At 36.7% G+C, this 19,379-nt stretch carries 19 protein-coding genes; 14 read left to right on the forward strand and 5 right to left on the reverse strand.

Translation table 11 applies throughout. The features are described from left to right. The first annotated feature begins 49 nt into the window (after positions 1-49). From RCJ95_RS03620 to RCJ95_RS03645, 6 genes are all read left to right on the forward strand, one after another. Complete coding sequence (locus RCJ95_RS03620; protein ID WP_221680518.1) at positions 50-778, forward strand: ABC transporter ATP-binding protein; 729 nt, start codon at positions 50-52, stop codon at positions 776-778. Beyond that, the gene (locus RCJ95_RS03625; RefSeq protein ID WP_221680517.1) at positions 775-1,791 is read left to right on the forward strand and encodes an ABC transporter permease; all 1,017 of its coding nucleotides are present in this window, start codon (positions 775-777) and stop codon (positions 1,789-1,791) included. The genes RCJ95_RS03620 and RCJ95_RS03625 overlap by 4 nt, the downstream gene beginning before the upstream one ends. Before the next feature lie 159 nt (positions 1,792-1,950). Beyond that, entirely contained in the window at positions 1,951-2,823 is an 873-nt protein-coding gene (locus RCJ95_RS03630) for an ABC transporter ATP-binding protein (RefSeq protein ID WP_221680516.1), read from the forward strand. Between the two features lie 18 nt (positions 2,824-2,841). Further along, complete coding sequence (locus tag RCJ95_RS03635) at positions 2,842-3,540, forward strand: ABC transporter permease (RefSeq protein ID WP_221680515.1); 699 nt, start codon at positions 2,842-2,844, stop codon at positions 3,538-3,540. Between the two features lie 32 nt (positions 3,541-3,572). Beyond that, the gene (locus tag RCJ95_RS03640; RefSeq protein WP_257521396.1) at positions 3,573-4,292 is read left to right on the forward strand and encodes a response regulator transcription factor; all 720 of its coding nucleotides are present in this window, start codon (positions 3,573-3,575) and stop codon (positions 4,290-4,292) included. A 9-nt stretch (positions 4,293-4,301) separates the two neighbouring features. After that, positions 4,302-5,741 (forward strand): sensor histidine kinase, encoded by a 1,440-nt coding sequence (locus RCJ95_RS03645; protein WP_274772174.1) that lies wholly within the window; start codon positions 4,302-4,304, stop codon positions 5,739-5,741. A gap of 13 nt (positions 5,742-5,754) precedes the next feature. Here the strand turns inward: RCJ95_RS03645 and RCJ95_RS03650 are convergent, their stop codons facing one another. Beyond that, a complete protein-coding gene (locus RCJ95_RS03650; RefSeq protein WP_274772172.1) occupies positions 5,755-6,513 on the reverse strand; it encodes a DUF4184 family protein in 759 nt (252 codons plus the stop codon). 158 nt (positions 6,514-6,671) lie between these two features. Between RCJ95_RS03650 and RCJ95_RS03655 the strand changes: the two genes are divergently transcribed. Both RCJ95_RS03655 and RCJ95_RS03660 read left to right on the forward strand, forming a co-directional pair. Then, on the forward strand, positions 6,672-7,430 hold the full coding sequence (locus tag RCJ95_RS03655; protein WP_221680511.1) for an ABC transporter ATP-binding protein: 759 nt from the start codon (positions 6,672-6,674) through the stop codon (positions 7,428-7,430). A 3-nt stretch (positions 7,431-7,433) separates the two neighbouring features. Beyond that, entirely contained in the window at positions 7,434-9,818 is a 2,385-nt protein-coding gene (locus tag RCJ95_RS03660) for an ABC transporter permease (RefSeq protein WP_274772170.1), read from the forward strand. A 39-nt stretch (positions 9,819-9,857) separates the two neighbouring features. Here the strand turns inward: RCJ95_RS03660 and RCJ95_RS03665 are convergent, their stop codons facing one another. Then, the gene (locus RCJ95_RS03665; protein ID WP_274772169.1) at positions 9,858-10,307 is read right to left on the reverse strand and encodes a DUF523 domain-containing protein; all 450 of its coding nucleotides are present in this window, start codon (positions 10,305-10,307) and stop codon (positions 9,858-9,860) included. An 84-nt stretch (positions 10,308-10,391) separates the two neighbouring features. Here RCJ95_RS03665 and RCJ95_RS03670 point away from each other — a divergent pair, with 84 nt between their 5' ends. Continuing rightward, on the forward strand, positions 10,392-10,937 hold the full coding sequence (locus tag RCJ95_RS03670; RefSeq protein WP_221680508.1) for a GrpB family protein: 546 nt from the start codon (positions 10,392-10,394) through the stop codon (positions 10,935-10,937). A gap of 16 nt (positions 10,938-10,953) precedes the next feature. Beyond that, a complete protein-coding gene (locus RCJ95_RS03675) occupies positions 10,954-11,439 on the forward strand; it encodes an NUDIX hydrolase (RefSeq protein WP_313149930.1) in 486 nt (161 codons plus the stop codon). A gap of 48 nt (positions 11,440-11,487) precedes the next feature. Here the strand turns inward: RCJ95_RS03675 and RCJ95_RS03680 are convergent, their stop codons facing one another. The 3 genes from RCJ95_RS03680 to RCJ95_RS03690 form a co-directional block, all read right to left on the reverse strand. Beyond that, positions 11,488-12,003: a DUF6886 family protein gene (locus RCJ95_RS03680; protein ID WP_221680506.1), complete on the reverse strand. Its 516-nt coding sequence runs from the start codon at positions 12,001-12,003 to the stop codon at positions 11,488-11,490. Positions 12,004-12,016: 13 nt separating this feature from the next. After that, positions 12,017-12,757, reverse strand: a complete 741-nt coding sequence (locus RCJ95_RS03685; protein ID WP_446721905.1) for a class I SAM-dependent methyltransferase — start codon at positions 12,755-12,757, stop codon at positions 12,017-12,019. A gap of 185 nt (positions 12,758-12,942) precedes the next feature. Then, positions 12,943-14,127, reverse strand: a complete 1,185-nt coding sequence (locus RCJ95_RS03690; RefSeq protein ID WP_221680504.1) for a YbfB/YjiJ family MFS transporter — start codon at positions 14,125-14,127, stop codon at positions 12,943-12,945. 117 nt (positions 14,128-14,244) lie between these two features. Here RCJ95_RS03690 and RCJ95_RS03695 point away from each other — a divergent pair, with 117 nt between their 5' ends. From RCJ95_RS03695 to solA, 4 genes are all read left to right on the forward strand, one after another. Then, entirely contained in the window at positions 14,245-15,135 is an 891-nt protein-coding gene (locus RCJ95_RS03695) for a LysR family transcriptional regulator (protein WP_221680503.1), read from the forward strand. 195 nt (positions 15,136-15,330) lie between these two features. Then, positions 15,331-16,698, forward strand: a complete 1,368-nt coding sequence (gene guaD / locus RCJ95_RS03700) for a guanine deaminase (protein ID WP_221680502.1) — start codon at positions 15,331-15,333, stop codon at positions 16,696-16,698. 51 nt (positions 16,699-16,749) lie between these two features. After that, positions 16,750-18,099 (forward strand): uracil-xanthine permease family protein, encoded by a 1,350-nt coding sequence (locus RCJ95_RS03705; RefSeq protein ID WP_221680501.1) that lies wholly within the window; start codon positions 16,750-16,752, stop codon positions 18,097-18,099. 127 nt (positions 18,100-18,226) lie between these two features. Beyond that, on the forward strand, positions 18,227-19,342 hold the full coding sequence (gene solA, locus RCJ95_RS03710; RefSeq protein ID WP_446721906.1) for an N-methyl-L-tryptophan oxidase: 1,116 nt from the start codon (positions 18,227-18,229) through the stop codon (positions 19,340-19,342). The last annotated feature ends 37 nt before the right edge of the window (positions 19,343-19,379 follow it).

The raw sequence follows: 19,379 nt of genomic DNA on the forward strand, positions 1-19,379 counted from the left end.
AAAATTTTTATCAAATCAACATTGTGTTCAGTGAAGGAGTGAGGACTATATGGGCAACCAGGCAATCTCTATTCAATCTCTCGAAAAACGATTTCAACATAAGCAAGTTATTGCTCCCCTATCTTTGGATGTTCCTAGAGGACAGTTAATGGGCTTACTCGGTCCGTCAGGCTGTGGGAAAACAACACTAATCAAAATGATTATGGGAATGCTGAAACCTGATGGTGGTACTATTCAAGTGTTAGATTTGAATGTTCCTCATAGACAATTATTAAATGACATTGGCTATATGGCACAATCAGATGCACTTTATACAGATTTAACTGGGGAAGAAAATCTACATTTTTTTGCAAAGCTTTATTCCTTAGCAAAGGCGGAACGAATAGAAAGAGTAGCCTATGCGGCAAGCCTCGTTCGTTTAACAGATGACTTACGACTAAAAGTGGAAAATTATTCGGGAGGAATGAAACGTCGATTATCTCTTGCTATTGCCCTTATTCAAAATCCTAAATTACTCATTTTGGATGAACCAACGGTGGGGATAGATCCTGTCTTAAAAAAGGAAATTTGGCAAGAACTTATTCGTTTAAAAGATCAAGAACAAAAAACCATTTTAGTGACGACACATGCGATGGATGAAGCGGAAAGATGTGATCAATTGGCCATGCTGAGAAGTGGGCATATTATTGCACAGGGTACCCCACAGGAGTTAAAAGATCATTATCAAGCAAAAGACTTTGATGAGGTGTTTGTAAAAGCTGGAGGTGACGTTCAATGAGAATAGGTGCTATCATCACAAGAATCATCCAACAAATGAAAAGAGATAGACGGACACTTGCTCTATTATTTTTAGCTCCACTTCTTGTCTTGTCCTTAATGTATTTTATTTTTAATAGTAACGAGGTTTCCGTCACACTTGTTGTCTCTAATGCGCCCGCCCCATTAATCGACAAATTAAAAGAGGCTGATCTTACCATTATCGTGGACAATGGTTTTTCAAAAAAACAGCTACAAGATAAAGAGTATAGTGGTTGGCTAGCTGTAGAGCAAAATACTAGTAAGTTAACTTTATTAAATGATGATCCTTCTCGTGCAAAGGCTTTAACGATGCAACTTGCTCAAATCTTACAGCCTACACAAGCCTCTATAGGTAGTATGAAAACGGACTATGTTTATGGAGATCAGGATACGGCTATTTTTGATATATTTAGTCCTATGCTCATTGGCTTCTTTGTTTTTTTCTTTGTTTTTTTAATTACTGGCATTGCCTTATTAAAGGAGCGTACTTCTGGAACATTGGAGCGTTTACTAGCGACACCGATTAAACGCTCAGAAATTGTAGCAGGCTATATGGTTGGCTATGGTTTATTTGCGTTCCTGCAAACAATTATTATCGTCCTGTTTGGTATTTATGTGCTCGATATTGTTCATGTAGGCTCCATCTGGCTTGTCCTACTCATCAATATGATGGTCGCTCTTGTATCGTTATCCTTAGGTGCGTTGCTATCTAGCTTTGCCGCTTCAGAATTTCAAATGATGCAATTTATTCCGCTTGTTATTGTTCCTCAAGTGTTCTTTTCGGGTATTTTCCCGCTGGATAGTATGGCGGAATGGCTTCAAAATATTGGGCGTATCATGCCTCTATACTATGCTGCGGACGCATTGAATGGTGTGATGTATAAAGGTTATTCACTTCCTGATATTATAGTGAATCTCAGCATTCTTACTTGTTTTGCCATTGTTTTCATTACATTAAATATTATCAGTTTAAAAAAATATCGTTCGTTGTAATCAATCCTTAAAAGTTCTGCTATTTGAAAGGCAGAGCTTTTTTATGTAATTGAAATAACTAAAAACAGGAAATATAACCAATTTAATTGAAGTGAATGGTCGATTTTCATTATAATTATTTTATGGAGAAGAATTATCCAAAAATAAAGGTGTGTGAAGATGACTACTATTTTGGAAGTACAAAACATCTGTAAACAATACAATGGGAAAAAAATTTTAGAGAATGTATCGTTTTCAATTGCGTCCAATCAAATCATTGCTCTAGTAGGGAAAAATGGTTCTGGAAAAAGCACTTTACTCAAAATTATTGCAGCATTCATTAAACCAGACAGTGGTTCTATTGTGAAGCTTAAAACATCATTAAAAGTTGGCTATGTACCAGAAATAACTCCTACTCATATTTTATTTACGCCTCAAGAATATCTTTATCACATGGGCTGTATACGAGGTATGGCTAAAAAGCAGCTTTTGCAGAAGATAGAAGAATTACTTGAGATGTTTCAACTAAAAGAGGAAAAAGATACAAGGATTGTCCATTTCTCTAAAGGGATGAAGCAAAAGGTGATGATTATGCAGGCGATGCTAGAAGAAACTGATCTACTGATAATGGATGAACCATTGTCAGGACTTGATGTCAAGGCACAAAATGATTTCGAACAAATCTTAGCTAGAGTAAGAAGCAAAGGACTCAGTATCCTCTTAACCTGTCATGAAACCAAATTACTCGAAAACCTTGTAGACTCCGTTTTACTTATTCAAGAGAATACGATCTTTCAGATAGAGGATTTCGATCGCAATCCAACGCATCGATTAATTTTTGAGATTGCTAGCCTATCATTACTCGATGAAATCATACCTTCGATAGAGATTCAACAACAACAACTTTTAGTGAATGGACATTATGAAATAGTGACGATTGTTCCAGCAAAGGATTCAGATCAAATTTTACTGAAATTATTACAACAAAATGCTTCAATTAAATATTTAGCTACTGTCCACTACAAAAAAGAACAATTCTCTTCTCATTTTTGAAAGGAGGAATCGAAAAAGATGAGCAGTTTAGTACGTTATCAATTGATAAATTATTTAAGAACCTATCAATACGTTCCACCTTTTACAATCTTCATTCTATGTCTTATCGTTAATTATACTTTTGTCCCTAATCCAATATTAGATAGTTATTCATTTACATCTCTTGTGCTCTTTTTTTTAATGGGCTGGTTTACTGTTACATTATTTCATGCTGAAGATGAAGGACAAAAAATGATTACTACCCTTCATACGAAAAAAACATTAGACTACAATTTAGGGATATTCATAATTTGTGGGCTGCTTGCCTTTAGCCTAAGCTGTGTTTCTGTCATCTATCCAATCCTAATAGAGGCATTTTTTGAGAAGCCTAAACTATTACATATTTTACTTGGTTTCTTGTCTCATTTTAGTTTATCGTTACTTGCCATTGCACTCACTGCTTTATTTACTAGGGAACTCGTGAAAAATAGAAGAAATACATGGTGGGGTGTAATAGGCATCCTTATTATTTCTGTCGTTATCGCTACTTTAAAAGATTCTATTCTAACTGGACTTCTTTGGTTACTGCCTCCTCTTCATTTTTCATTAGAAATGATGAGTGTGGGCGATCAAATTGAAGTGATACCCAATGTTTTTTATTGGCAATACACATGGATTATAATTTATGCATTCCTTATCATTGTTTTGTTTTTTTTCCTAGTCAACCGAAGAAAATGATTTAGACATCTTACTAAGGAGAGATAGTATGTATGAGCAACAGGAACATCACAGTACTAATTGTTGAAGACGAAAATGATATAGCTAATATTATAAGGGACTACTTAAGTGTTCATCAGTTCGATTCTCATATTGTTCGAACAGGTCATGAAGCAATCCATTATTTGCAAGAATCTAAACCTGATTTCATTATCCTTGATCTTTCTCTACCAGATTGTGATGGCATTGAAATATGTCGTAAAATCCGTGAAAATAGCAATGTTGCCATTCTTATTTTAAGTGCTAGAGGAAGTGAGACAGATAAAGTACTGGGTTTAGGTTTTGGAGCAGATGATTATATGACAAAACCATTCTCTTTAAGTGAACTTGTCGCGAGAATAAACGCTCATTTACGAAGACAGGATAGATGGCTTCAGCATAATGGTGGTCAAATGGGAGTAGATGTCATTCACATAGATAATATGGTCATAAATAAACAGGAATATATTTTTTTACGTGATAGCAAGCCAATACCACTGTCAGCAAAAGAGTTTGAACTGCTATTTTTCCTAGCTAAAAATAGAAATCAAGTTTTCTCTAAAGGTCAGTTACTTGATGCCGTTTGGGGTTATGAGACCTATGGAGATGAAAATACAATTACGGTTTATATTAGAAGGCTTAGAGAAAAAATTGAAGTCAGCCCTTCTCATCCTGTTTATCTTCAAACAGTTTGGGGAGTCGGATATAAATTCAGTACAGCCAATCACTCATAGGAGAATCAAATGTACCTAAAAAATTGGATGAGTAAGTGGATATGGGCCCTATTAATCTGTGTTGTACTATTGTTTATCGTTGTCCTTTCACTATTCTTTGCAACAGAGCCTTCTCAAAAAGAATCACAAGATAGATATGTTATTAATCAAATTCGTTTATCAGTAAATCCATTATTATTGTACATAGAAGATCATTTTCCAAATTTAGCATTAGATTCGGCTATACGTAGCACGCTACAACAAATGAGTGATGACAAGAATATTGATATTACAGTAGTTCAACTAGATGGAACAGTAAGTTACACTTCAATTAAAAATGATGTTTCAACTATTCATATTAAACATGATATACATTATGATTTATTTACCTCACAACAAGAGCTTGGAAAGATTAATATAGCCTTTCCGATTATGAATGGAGAAAACAATGAACAAATAGGTAATGCTATTTTTTCCCTGAACAAAGACATTCTCTTTCCTTTAAAACAGACGAATTCCAGCTCAATTCTTTTATTAGTCTTTATTAGCTTCTTGAGTCTTTTGATTATTTGCCTTGCCCTATTCATAGTAAGGAAAGTTCATCAAGATATTTTAAAGCCTTTACATGAGCTGAAGGACAACACAGAGGAAATTGTAAAAGGAAATTACGAACAAATTACCATCCACTCGAAAATTGATGAGATTGGTGAATTGTATGCAGTATTTGATCAAATGCGATTAGAGATTAAACAGTTAGCCATCCAGCACAATGAACAAGAGCAAACTCAAAAGAAACTCATATCTAATATATCTCATGAAGTGAGAACTCCCTTAACCACCATCAAAGCATATTTAGACGCTATTTCAGAGGGGATTTGTCGAGATGAAGATTCGCTTATGGCCTATATTCAAATCATGCAGTCTAATACGGATAAGATGTCGAGGCTAGTTGATGATTTATTTATTCATACCTTAAAGGAGCTTGGTCATATCCCGATCCATTTAAAAGAACAATATAGCCAAGACGTTCTTACAAACATTTTGAAACCAATTCAATATTATGTCCAAACAACCAATATTCATTTTATAAGACCTACTAGGATTCCTAATGTCCTTATTCTAGTAGATGCGGATCGACTAGAGCAGGTGATCTCCAATCTTATTACCAATGCGTTAAAGCATTCTTCTCATGAAGATACCATCACCATTACTACCTATATCAAAAATCAATCACTCTATATCCAAGTAATAGATACTGGAAATGGGATGCTTCCCGAAGATATGCCTTTTATTTTTGAACGTTACTTTAGAGGTCGGCAACCTGGAAGTGAATCAGTCATTAAAAATGAAGGAGCAGGACTTGGCCTATCCATTTGTCAGCATATTATGGAAGCGCACCATGGGTCCATTTCATTTCATAGTAAACCTGATGAAGGCACTACCTTTACACTTATACTTCCAATCTCGTAAAAAGACTCCCGTTTTAGGAAGTCTTTTTTTCTTTCAACGTTCTTTTCTTATATGCTAAAAAGAAAGAAAGGGTAAGTATACTACCAAAGAATGAATCGATAATACGGACAACCCATACTCCATAATTTCTTAAAGAAATGCCGTTAATAAGCTGCCATAGACATACATATCCGAGCGTTAAAACAGCTAGTAAACTCCAAAAGATGATTTTTTTCCGTGAAGATATAGCTGGTGTTTTTTTATCTTTGCTTAAAGTTGCTCTGTAATATACATATCCAAAGATTAGCACAATTCCTAGCAATGTACTCCCGTGTTGTAGAAATTTATAAATCGGTATTTGATAGCCAAAGAAAGTATATGTTTGAGTAAGAACTCGGAGTTTTGTCACCATAAGCCCATTTTGATGTGTAAATGAATCCCATATGACATGTGTTAACATGCCCAGCAATGCAGAATAGCCAAAAACAAAGATTTTCCATATGTTATTTCCTGCAATTTGATGGCTTTCTGTATCTTGTAAAAACTGTGGTAAATGGCTCATGATTGGCTGTTGGATAAACCTTTGATAAATCAAGTAGATTAAAAGAACGAGCGGAAGATTGAATAAAAAGAACCCTGCAAAGGTATGACCAATCTCCCCTATCGGCCGACCTCTTAAAAAATATTCAAAATCTGGAGCCATACTTCCTAAAACCAATGCAGAAAAACGGATATATTTACTTTTTCGAGAAAAAGGTAAGACTGCCGCTGGATGAGCAAATGTTAAGGGCATATCTCTAACCTCCTTATTTATTACATCTATTAAATCGCATATTATAACGTTTACTATTAAGAAAGGTTACTCTTCTGTAAGAATTTATTAATAATTTCATAAGGGCTTACTAATAATTACATATTACACTAAAGAAAATGAGTCAAGGAGGCCTTATCTTGGAAAAAGAGATACTGATTCGAGCCCAAAATTTATGTAAAACCTATTCAACAGGCAGCGAACAATTCCATGCTATTAAGAATATGAATGTGGACATTTATAAAGGGGATTTCACCGTTATTATGGGGAATTCTGGTTCTGGTAAATCAACGCTTCTTTATCTTTTAAGTGGGCTTGATGCCCTTACAGCAGGTGAAGTTTATTTTCAAGGAGAAAAACTTGATACCTTTTCTGAACGAAAGTTAGCTACCTTTCGTTCACAGAAGGTTGGCTATATCTATCAAAGTAGCAATCTCATTCCAGATATGACGCTACTAGAAAATATTGCTCTTCCTGGATACATCGCGAAAAAAAATAAAAAGGAAGTCATACAAAAAGCGGAGCAACTACTAAGTTTAATGGGACTTGAAAAGCAAAGAAATCGATTACCCTCTCAAACATCAGGTGGACAGCAACAAAGAGCTGCCATTGCTAGAGCATTGGTCAACAATCCTGAAGTGTTATTTGCAGATGAACCTACTGGCAGTTTAAATTTTGATCAAGGTGTAGCAGTATTAGATACCTTAACGAATTTAAATAGAAATGGGCAATCCATTGTCATGATTACACATGATATGAAGGCAGCTTGTCGTGCGAATCGCCTAATCATCATTCAGGATGGAAAGATAGATGGGATCTTAAACTTTGAAAAATATGATCATACCAACATACAAGAACGGGAACACATTATCTTTTCTTATGTTGCCGGGAAGGAGTAAAAAATGTACGCGATTATTACCCTTTGCTCTTCCTATATAAGAAAACGGAAAATACAAAATGGACTAATGGTTGTCCTTATTTTTCTATCAACACTTTTACTGGCGACTTCTGTCACTATACTGACCAATACAAACAATATTTTTGAAAAGGCTCATCATGATTCAAATGGTGCCCATCAAATTTTAACAATGGGTAACAATATTCATAACCCGATCGCTGTAAACGATTGGTGGCAGGGGCAACCAGGCGTGACTACCTCCAGTCTCATACCCTATAGAAATTTATCTAGATTTACCCTCAATGGGAAAGAAATATCCAATATCTATTTATTTATGATGAATACGCCAAATACACCGTTTATAATTGATCAATTACTATTTTCTGAGGGTGAAAAGCAACTCTCTCCTCCTGAGGGTACGATTTGGATTCCCACATCATTGGCATCAAGCGCTACCATTTCGCTCGGTGATGCAATTGAATTTCATACAGGTGAGAGCACGTTTAATTTAACAGTGTCAGGTATTGTGGTTGATATGCCATATGGAGGCCCTTTTACAACAAATGCCCGTATCTGGATGAACAATACTGACTATCAACAGCATTTAGCAACCATAACAGGTTCTGATCAGTACATGATGGCATTACGCTTTAATGACTATCAGCAAAACACCAATTATTGGGCTGATTTTGAAAAATATCTGCAGGGACCTTATCTTGAATCTAAAATGGAATATGAAGAAATGGCTTCTTTTTATTTGATTATTAATAAATTCATTGGCTTTATTATGATCGCCTTTGGTATAGCTATGCTTTTGGTTTCCTTGTTTGTTATTGGCTTTAGCATTTCCGATGCCATTTTAACGAATTACAGAACAATAGGTATTATAAAATCTTTGGGTCTTTCTTCTCGAGAGATAAGTATCACTTATGTATTGCAATTCGGATTGTTATCTGCTGTCGCGATTATTCCTGGCATCATCATTAGTAAATTCCTTTCCAGAATAATTATAGAAAGCTCCTTATCCTATATGAAGGCAGGAAATCATTTAACCATACATCAAGATACTCTACTCAATATGGTGATTGCTCTCATCTTATTTGGCATTGTGCTACTCACTGCCTATTTCTACTCACACAAGGCTCGAAATGTAGAGCCTGTTCAAGCCATCAAATATGGGATGTCAGAAAGTGCAAATAGTAAAATGAATCGGCGCAGAAACAGCTCGAATAGATTATTTCGATTAAGTAGTCTACCGATTCAACTTCAAATTGGTCTTAAAAGTATCACAAAAAACATAAAAAGTTCTATCCTTGTCATTGCACTTACTTCCATTACATCTGCCATACTAGTCTTTAGTGTAGTCATATTAAATAGTTTTATTTCCATCAAGGAAACATCTCCTTCATGGGGATATGATGACTCACATGTAGTAGTAACAGTATCTAATAAAGAAACCTTCTCAAAACGACATTTTGAAGATTTTTTAAAGGCTGATGAACTGGTTAAGGATCATGCATGGCTTGATCAATTCACAGGCGTACTTCCTAATGACAGCCATCCTCCATTAAATATTAATGTCAATGTAATCGAGGGTAGTTTTGATGCTGCTGGCTATAAAACAATGTCTGGCCGTAATCCAATCAGTAAGAACGAAATCGCGATTGGACTCAATGTCGCTCGCGCTTTAAATAAAAATATAGGCGATATTGTAGAAGTTTATCTTGAGGGGAAACCGCATTTTCTTATTGTGACCGGAATCTATCAATCTATAGCGAACATGTCGAATTCAGCAAGAATTACAGCAGAGGTTATTAAAGTTTATAACACTACCTATACTACTTCAGAGGTAAGTATGATTAATCTTTTAGATGAAACAGTCGCTACGCCATTCGTTGAGGATTTAAATACGCACTTTAAAAGTTCTGTATCAGCTGTCACACAACAGCTATTATTAGATGCCGTCTTTAAAGAAGTCGTGGCCGTTTTAGTCATTCCCCTTTCAATCGTTGGTATTTTATTTATCATCGTAACCTGCATTATTATTTTTAGTGTATCGCGAATTAATGTTAGAAAAGAAAGTAGCACGTATGGCATTTATAAATCCATTGGAATGAGCTCTACAAATATTAGATGGTCGATTACAATAGGTATTTTAATTCTATCCATAATAGGTGCATTAGTAGGAATCTTTATCGGGATAAAATTAATTCCTCTTGCACTTCAGTCGATTATTTTAGATTATGGCTTACTCGAACTACCGCTTGTTATCAACTGGCCAACAAGTATCGGTATAAGCTTTGTAAGTGTGATAGCTGCCATTTTGGGCGGCTGGATTTCGACCAAAGTAATTGCTAAAACGTCGCCTCGCATATTAATTGTTGAATAAATATTTTGGCCCCTACTAGTTTAGGGGCCTCATCTTTAATCATTCCAAAAAATTCTCTTCAGATAGCACGATAATATTGTTTCTTCGCAGCAAAGCCGTAGTTACTCCTTCACCAGCTCGTTTTGTTCCATTAAACTTACCATTATAAATCTTTGCACTGCCACAGGATGGGCTATATTCCTTTAAAATGACATGAGTTGCTCCCACCTCAAGCGCTTTTTGTAAGGTTGCATAGGCTCCCTTCAGATATAAATCTGTGACATCTTGTCCAGAACTTTCAACCACTGTTGCGTTGCCATCAAGTACATCTTGTCCATTGCCTCCCACAATTTCAGCGGGCTCACGGGGCGTTGAAAAACCTCCCATCAGCTCTGGACAAACCGTGACAGCTTTATTTTCTAACACAAGCTTTTGTATTTTTTCATCTAGACTGTTTGTGCCATTATAACGAACATTTAAACCTGCTAAGCAAGCACTTATTAAAATCATCGTTTTCTCACTCCCTCTACTATCTTTATTCCACTATAACACGCGTGCTACAATAATTTTATGAGGACTAAGGGAGGAGATAAAATGCCTGATCCTATTTTGATTTTACCTTATACAGATGAATGGGCTAAGGAATTTCAGAGCATAGGCTGTCAATTGCGGGAGGCCTTAGGAAACATAGCGCTGAGAATTGATCATATTGGCTCAACCGCTGTAACCGGCTTAGCAGCAAAACCTGTAATTGATATACAAATATCCGTCGCATCGTTTACACCATTGGCAGCATTTAAAGCTCCATTAGAATCTCTAGGTTTTAGCTATCGAGTAGAAAATCCAGACAAGTCTAAACGCTATTTTCGAGAGGCTTCAGGAGATAAACGAGTACATATTCATGTTCGACAAGCTGGGAGTTGGGCAGAGCAGCTAGCCTTATTATTTCGAGATTTTTTGCGCTGTCATCCAGATTACTGTCATCGCTATGAGCAGGTAAAATATGAATTGGCTAAGAAATACAAACTTAATCGTCAACACTATACAAAATCTAAAGAATCGATTATATGGGAAATTTTAAAACAAGCAAATCATTGGAGTCAGCAGACTGGCTGGTCTCCTGCCAATTCAGATAACTAAAAAAGGAGGAACAAACTTGGCTGAATTTACAATTTGTTTTCTGAAGAAGGGTGATGATATCCTTTTACTAAATAGAGACAAGCCACAATGGATGGGAGCATGGAATGGTGTAGGTGGCAAAATTGAACAGAATGAAACACCATTAGCTGGTGCCTTACGAGAAATTAAAGAAGAAACAGGCATTACGGTTGAGGATATTACCTATAAGGGTAAAATAACCTGGACAGATGGCGTTGTTAATTATGGCTGTATGTATGCATTTATAGCGGAACTACCTGAATCTTTTCCATATGTAACACCGATAAAGGTTGCTGAGGGCATTCTTGATTGGAAGGAGCTTACTTGGATTTTCCACCCTGAAAATGTAGGGATTGCGGACTTAAAATATTATTTACCTACGATGCTCAATGAAACAACTAACTATGATTATATTTTTACCTATCAAGACAAGAAATTAGTCAATATCTCTTCAGCACCAATTGAACAAACATCTACTGTCTAATAAAAAATAAGCCTCGTCCATGCAATAGGTGCATAACGAGGCTTGATTTTAGAATCTCGGTTGTGCAAAGCGCATTCTGCACATCGACCAATTTAAGCTTGTATTTTGGATTTCATCATGTATTTCCCATAAGCTATCTACGATTCGCAATTCAACATTCCGTTCTCTTAATGCTTTCGTTATATCGTTGATCTCAGAGACATTGAAGGGCATTTGTGTTATTTCACTCGTATAATAGCCTGCAATATCATCCTGTAAAGTGAATCCATTACTATCAAACTCATATAGGTAAAGACTTGTAGTCTTCAATACTTCCAACCACTTGTTTTCTATAACTACTACATGTGAAGCTTGAGGTAGATAGTGCTGCCTGTCCTGCTCTGTTGTTTGGTCTCCTGCATGAAAGCAGACACGCGGACAATCTCTTGGCGTTAAATAGTTTGGCAAGCATCTTTCGTTGATTGCCCATACTAGCCATTTTGTGGCATCTAAATCTGGTCGCTCAGGCAGTCGAGGATGAAAAATCATAATAGTAGGGTCTTCACTGACGTGAAATAAACGCATGGCTATTTCTCCTTTATTTCCTTAATTTAAAAACAATAAAATCTGCACAATGCAAATCTTCCACAAATTGAGGATACTTCTCTAGCATGTCTTGTGATGGCTTGGGCTCTACAATAGCCTCAATAGTAAATCCAGCTTGCCTAATTGCTTGCACATAGCTTGTTAATGTTCGATGGTATAGAACGATCGGTGGGTCAGCATCTAGCTGGTGATACTCCCCTTCATAAAAATAACGTTGGACTTTCCAATACTGTTGATCTAGCTGCTCATGTCTTATCCATCCACTATTTGGTGTCACAAAGCATGGGTGTAAAATTGAAAAAATAAAAGTGCAATTAGGTTTTAATAATCGATACATCTCACATAGAGCACCCTGATAATCCTCTAAATCTTGGAGAACCATATTTGAAACAATACCATCAAATTGTTCATCTGCTAAAAATGATAGATTTTCACAATTCCCGTGTAAAAATTGAATAGCTTCCTGCTGTGGTGTTCTTCGCATAGCAATATCTAGCATTTTTTGTGAAAAATCAACAGCTGTTACTCTTGCACCCTTCTTTCCCAGCAATCTGCTTAAATAGCCTTCTCCACATCCTGCATCTAATAGATGCTTTCCATCTACCTCTCCTAGCAAAGAAAAGATAGTGGGATTTAACAGTACGACACGATGTATGTCACCCTGCTCATCGTAGTTAGCTGTATACCTTTCCGCATATCGATTCCAGCGTTGAATGGCTTGTTCTGTGTTCATATAAAGTCCCCATTTCAAAGTAAAATCGTAACGTTACGTTCTTTGTGCACTTGTCTATTTTTCCATATAAAGAAAAAAATATATAGACTTTTATTTTATTTTTTAATATCATGTAGATAGAGGCACGGCTTCTTTAAGTAAATGATAAAGCCAGAAATCCAAATAGGATTTCTGGCTTTTATGCGTTATATAGAAATTGTATGTTCAGCAACAGCTTCTTTTTTTACAGTTAGCCATCTACCAATTACCATAACGAGCAATGCAAGAAACACAATGACACCAGCAAATACAAGTGCTGCTTTATAGCTACTATAAACTTCAACCAGTTTTCCTGCGATGATCGGTCCAATAATTTGTCCAAAAGCATAAAAGGTTGTTAATAAGGAAACAACCAATCCGCTCTTTGTCGGGAAAAGCTGTCTTGCATAGGAAGTAGTTAGCGTGACAATTCCTACAAAGGTTAGACCGAATAAAAACGATGCTAGTAAAACGCTCCATACCGTTTGCGCAAAAACAGGTAGCAGGATACCAACCACCTGCAGTATGTACGCCACAAACAAAATTTTTATAGCTGAAAACTTCTCTAATAAGACCGTCCAAACAGGAGCAGATGGAATAGCCGCTAGCCCCACAATGACCCAGCTATAGGAAGAGTAAGCTTGAAGAGAAGGAATATTATGAATAATATCGACTAAAAAAGTACCTGTAATAATATAGCCTAACCCCTCTAAGCCATAGGATAAAATCAGCCATGGCATAAAACCCTTTGTCATTTTTGTATCAAGAGATTTCGTAACTTTTGTGCTGTCCTGCACCACTAAACTTCTCCATAAATAAGAGGTGATAAATAAAAAAATCGCTGATAAAATTCCTAAGCCCGACCATGCACCCTGCCAAGCAAATTTTGCTTCTATAGCAGGTACACATAAACCTGAAATAGCAATCCCTAAGCCTATGCCACTAAATACATAGCCAGACCATCGTGATAATGAATGCTTCGCCAAGTAATCCATAATAATACTCGATGTTAACACAAAAATAAGGCCCCCTGTAATGCCAGCAATTAAACGCAGAACTAGCCAGACACTATACACTTCTATTAAGCCCATTAATATAACAGATAGGACATTGGTAACAACACTTGCCATTAAAACATTTTTACGTTGACGATAAATGAACCCTGCCCATAATGCGCCAATGAAATAACCAATATAATTGCTTGAAGCTAAAAACCCAGCCACTTCCAATGAAAATCCTACATCATGACGCATAAAGGGTAGAATCGGTGTGAAGGCAAATCGACTAATCCCCATTGCAACAACCAATAATAAAATTCCTCCAAAGACAATCCCTATATGTTGTCGATTCATGATGAACCCCCTCCCATATTATTCTACTGTAATTAAAAGGATACAGAGCGCAAATTAATAAATCTAATATATAATGTATATAAAAGCATAAAAAAAATTTATGAAAGGTGTAACGACATGAATTTACATGCTCTACGTTTATTTACAAAGGTGGCTGAACACAATAGTGTTTCCAAAGCGGCACAGACACTTATGATTAGTCAGCCTGCTGTAACCATTCAAATTCGAAATTTAGAGAAAGAACTAGGTTTGACATTGTTAGAAGCCAAAGGTAGGGGCATTTCGCTAACACAAAATGGTACTTTTTTATACAAACAAGCACAGCGCTTATTTGATCTAGAAACTGATATTGAAAATAAAGTTGAACAGCTTAAAAATACAGGCAATGAAGAATTGCAAATTGCCTCGACACATGTTCCCTCCCATTTTTTACTACCTAAGTGGTTAGCTCAATTTAAACAAGTTTATCCAGCCACACATATTCATTTAAAGACCGCCAATTCCCAGCAAGTGATTGAGGATTTACTTCATTATAAAGCTGATTTAGCTTTTATCGTCAAAGAAGATGGACATCATGCTGATATTAATTATCAATTTCTAATGAATTTGGATTATTGGTTTATTGTGCCGTACAATCATCATCTGGCAGGTCAAACAGTATCCCTTGCAGAACTTATGCAGCAGCCCTTCGTCACAAGGGAGGATGGTAGTTCCACAAAAGAATACTTAAATGCCCTATGTAAAGTGCATAAAATTCCTCCACCGAAAGTAGGTTTACAGCTAGACGGGATTAATGAATCCATACATGCCATTGCAGCAGGTTTTGGTACGATGCTAGCACCATCCATAGCAGCTTCTAGCTTTATATTACAGCAGCAAGTTGCCCGCGTTTTTATTAAGGACATTGATATCCAACGACCGATCTACCTTTGTACAAGAAAAAATGAATTGCATCACTCCACATCCTTTAATAACTTTCTTCACATCATCAATGAATCCATCATGTAGTAAGAAGGCACTCTCAAAAAGGTGCCTTCTTTTGTTATCTATCAACACTTGTCAAAGCTGTAAAAATGTAGTTAAAAAGGTGCGTTTATTTCTTTAGCCACCATGCTAATATTCGTTTTTTTTGTAGACTTAATAGTTTTTATAGCCTATAATAATCCGTGTTATTATCAATAAACGAACATTAAGGTGGTTTTTATGTCTGAATATACGCATATTTTCAAAGGAACAGCTTTTACTAGTAAATCTGCTACTGACGTTCACATTTTAAAGGATTATTTATTTTTCATTAATGCTGACGGCATGATTGTTAAAACTGTCGCTCCTGAACAAGCTGATTACCAACAACTATTAATTACATATCAAGATCAAAATAACTTCCACGCATTAGCTGAAGGGCAATATTTCCTACCAGGATTTGTCGATTTGCATGTACATGCACCTCAATGGGCACAATCTGGGACAGCTTTAGACATTCCCCTTTACGATTGGTTAAACACATATACTTTCCCTATCGAATCAAAATTCTCCGATTTAGCATTTGCTCAAGAAGTTTATGAGGATTTAGTAAGCACACTACTTGCCAATGGTACAACTACATCATTATATTTCGCGACAGTTCATAAGGAGGCCAGTGTACTTTTAGCGAAAATCTGTGCTGAAAAGGGTCAGCGAGGATTAGTCGGAAAAGTAGTCATGGACGATCCTGAACAGAATCCAGATTTTTATCGAGATGAAAACACAAAAACCGCATTAGAGGATACGGAGGAATTTATTTTAGCTGTAAAAAATTTAGCCAAAACGACTAAACAGGGTGTTTATCCTGTTGTCACTCCTCGCTTTATTCCAAGCTGTACAGACGGTGCCTTAAAGGGTTTGGGTGAATTAGCTGCGAAATACGATACACATATTCAATCACACTGTAGTGAAAGTGACTGGGAGCACAGCTACGTCAAAGAACGACTCAACAAAAATGATGCCGTTGCCTTACATGACTTTGGTTTGTTAGGTGATAAATCTGTCATGGCTCATTGTAATTTCTTAAGCGATGAAGATGCCAGATTATTTGCTGAAACTGGCACTGCCATAGGCCATTGTCCAATCTCTAATGCCTATTTTGCTAACAGCGTGATTCCAATCGCCCGCTTTCATGCAATGGGCGTTGATATTGGACTAGGTTCAGATGTTTCAGGCGGATTTTCACCAAGTCTTTTTGATAATGCAAGACAAGCTGTTATGTCATCGAGAATGCTAGAGGATGGTGTAGATACATCCATTTCCGCCGAAAAGCGTGGTGTCCCAAATTCACGCATTACAATAAATGAGGCCTTCTATCTTGCGACAGCTGGTGGTGGAGAAAGCTTAAGTCTTCCAATTGGCCGTTTACAGGAAAACTATACATGGGATGTACAAATTATCGATACAAAAATTCCTACTGCTAGGCTTCCGATTTTTGATCAAAATGAAGATTTACACGATATATTCCAAAAAATCATGTATCTTGTACGCCCAGAAAATATCCGCGAGGTATGGGTGCAAGGAAATAAAGTTCATACGAGAGGCTAATCATTCTCTTAATCTATAATAAAAATCTATCATTTTGAGGTGTACAACATCGTGGAAACACAACATAGAAAACTAACTAATCAAACAAAACAAACACAATTAACCGTATTACCAGATGAAAAAATTTCGCTCGGTCAGTCTGCTCTTCTCGGTTTACAGCATGTTATGGCGATGGATGTTTATGTGGTGCCTTTTTTAATTGCCATGCTAATCGGTCTACAAACTGGTCAGGCAAGCGCATTGATTCAATCAACCTTTATTGCTGCTGGGATCGCGACAATTGTGCAAACACATTTTTGTATGAAATTACCGATGGCACAAGGTCCATCTTATGTTCCACTTGGAGCCATTGTTGGGATCTATGCAGCAAGTGGTAGTGGTGATTTAGGCTGGAGTACTGTGCTAGGTGCTAGTTTAATTGGAGCCATTTTGGTTATTATTTTAGGTTATACAGGAATCTTCAATAAAATTGTCCAAACATTTATTCCACCAATTGTTGGTGGAACGATTATCTTTGTAGTAGGACTGTCCTTAATGCCTGTTGGTTTAAGTGATAATATTTTTAATGGAGCAGGTGCATCCATAAATCAAAACATTTATTTAGCGCTGATCACAGCATTCGTGTTAATTATTTGTGTCATGTTAGGCACAGTCTTCCATCAAAAAGGACGTCTATTCCGAATTGCTTCTGTCATCATTGCCTTAATTGCTGGTAGTATTGCAGCAAATATCATGGGTGTTTTAGATTTATCTCCTGTATCGCAAGCCAAATGGTTTAGCATGCCACAAATTCCATTTGCAGATTTTAGTTTTAGCTTTAATTTTTCTGCTATTATCACAATGGTCATTATATATATTGTCTTAATGGCAGAAACAACAGGAACATGGTTTGCTATTAGCAATGTCATCGACCAACCTTTGACAAATAAACAAATTAATCGTGGTGTTATTGGTGAAGGAATTGGCTGCTTTATTGCTTCTTTATTTGGTTCCACTCCTGTTACTGGTTACTCAACAAATGCGGGTGTTATCTCTATTACTGGGATTGCGAGCCGTCGTGTCTTTATAGCTGCAGGTATTTGGTTTATCGTTTTCGGCTTCTCTGGTAAACTAGCAGCACTCATCTCAGCAATTCCTTCAGCTGTTATCGGTGGTGTATTTGTGATCGTCTGCGGCATCATTGCCATTAGTGGTTTACAGGTCATGAAAAATGAACATATTGGTGAAAAGGAAATGTATGTCATCGCGATTCCTGTTATTTTAACGTTAGCATTGACATTATTGCCTGATGATTTCCTGTATTCCTTACCTACAACTGTGCAGTATTTATTTGGTTCGCCTATTGCAACCGCTGCGCTCGTAGCGATTTTCCTTAATAAAATTTTACCAAGTTCAAAATAGTAGCTATCTACAACACACAGCATCTTTAGTCCATTCGGATTGCAGGTGCTGTGTCTATTTATTTTCTAAAATTTCTGTTTCCTTTTCTAAAAATCTGTTATACTAGAGCAAAAAAGTAGGGATTAGAATGGACTATGATGTCATAATAGTTGGTGCTGGCTCCATGGGGATGGCGGCTGGTTACTATTTAGCAAAGGAAGGGAAAAATGTACTTATGCTAGATGCCTTTACTCCACCACATGAAGAAGGTAGTCATCATGGGGATACAAGAATCATTCGCTTTGCTTATGGTGAAGGAGCTAGCTATGTACCTTTTGTAAAAAGAGCTGGCGAGCTTTGGCAAGAGCTAGAGTCATTAGCAAATGAAAGCTTATTTTTACAAACTGGTGTAGTTAATATTGGAGCGCCAACATGTGCCTTTATTCAAAATGTGAAGGCTAGTGCTGCGCTCTATAATTTAGCACTTGAACACTATTCACCTGCTGAGGCGATGAACAAATGGCCAGGGTTATTCTTACCAAAAAATTTAGTTGCTTGCTTTGAACCAACTGCTGGTGTCCTTCGTGTTGAAGCATGTATCCAAGCCTATAAAAAATTAGCCTTAGAGGCGGGTGCAAGCCTCCGAACAAATGAAAAAGTATTGGCTATCCAAGCTAGTGATATTGTACAGGTACAAACAGTACATAATAGCTATAAAGCAAAGCAATTAATAGTAACGGCGGGTGCATGGGCAACAGAGCTACTACAAACAGTGGACGTGAGCATACCCGTTACACCAACGCGGAAAACCTTTGCATGGTTTGAGGCAGATGAGCAGCTGTATCGTGATGAAGTTTTTCCAGCCTATTGCTTTGAATTTGCCGATTCAACCTACTACGGTTTTCCAAGTATTGAAGGAGCGGGGTTAAAACTTGGACGACACGATGGTGGTGATGTGGTTAATCCAAACGACCCTCTATGTCCGTTTGATGCGTCTGATACTGTTGACTTACAAAACTTCATTGATCAGTTTATGCCTCAGCATGGAACGCTTAAATACGGAAAAACATGTAAGTATTCGATGACACCAGATGAAGATTTCATTATCGACTTTTTACCTGAACATCAGAATATTGTGATTGCTGCAGGTTTTTCTGGTCATGGTTTTAAATTTAGTAGTGCCGTTGGGGAAGCTCTTGCAGATTTAATTGTAGAAGGCAAAAGTAAACAAGATTTATCTCCCTTTAAACTTAGTCGATTTTAGCAAAAAAGGATTGGTACAACGGTTAGACGTTGCACCA

This window comes from Lysinibacillus sp. BSL11, from assembly GCF_052928325.1.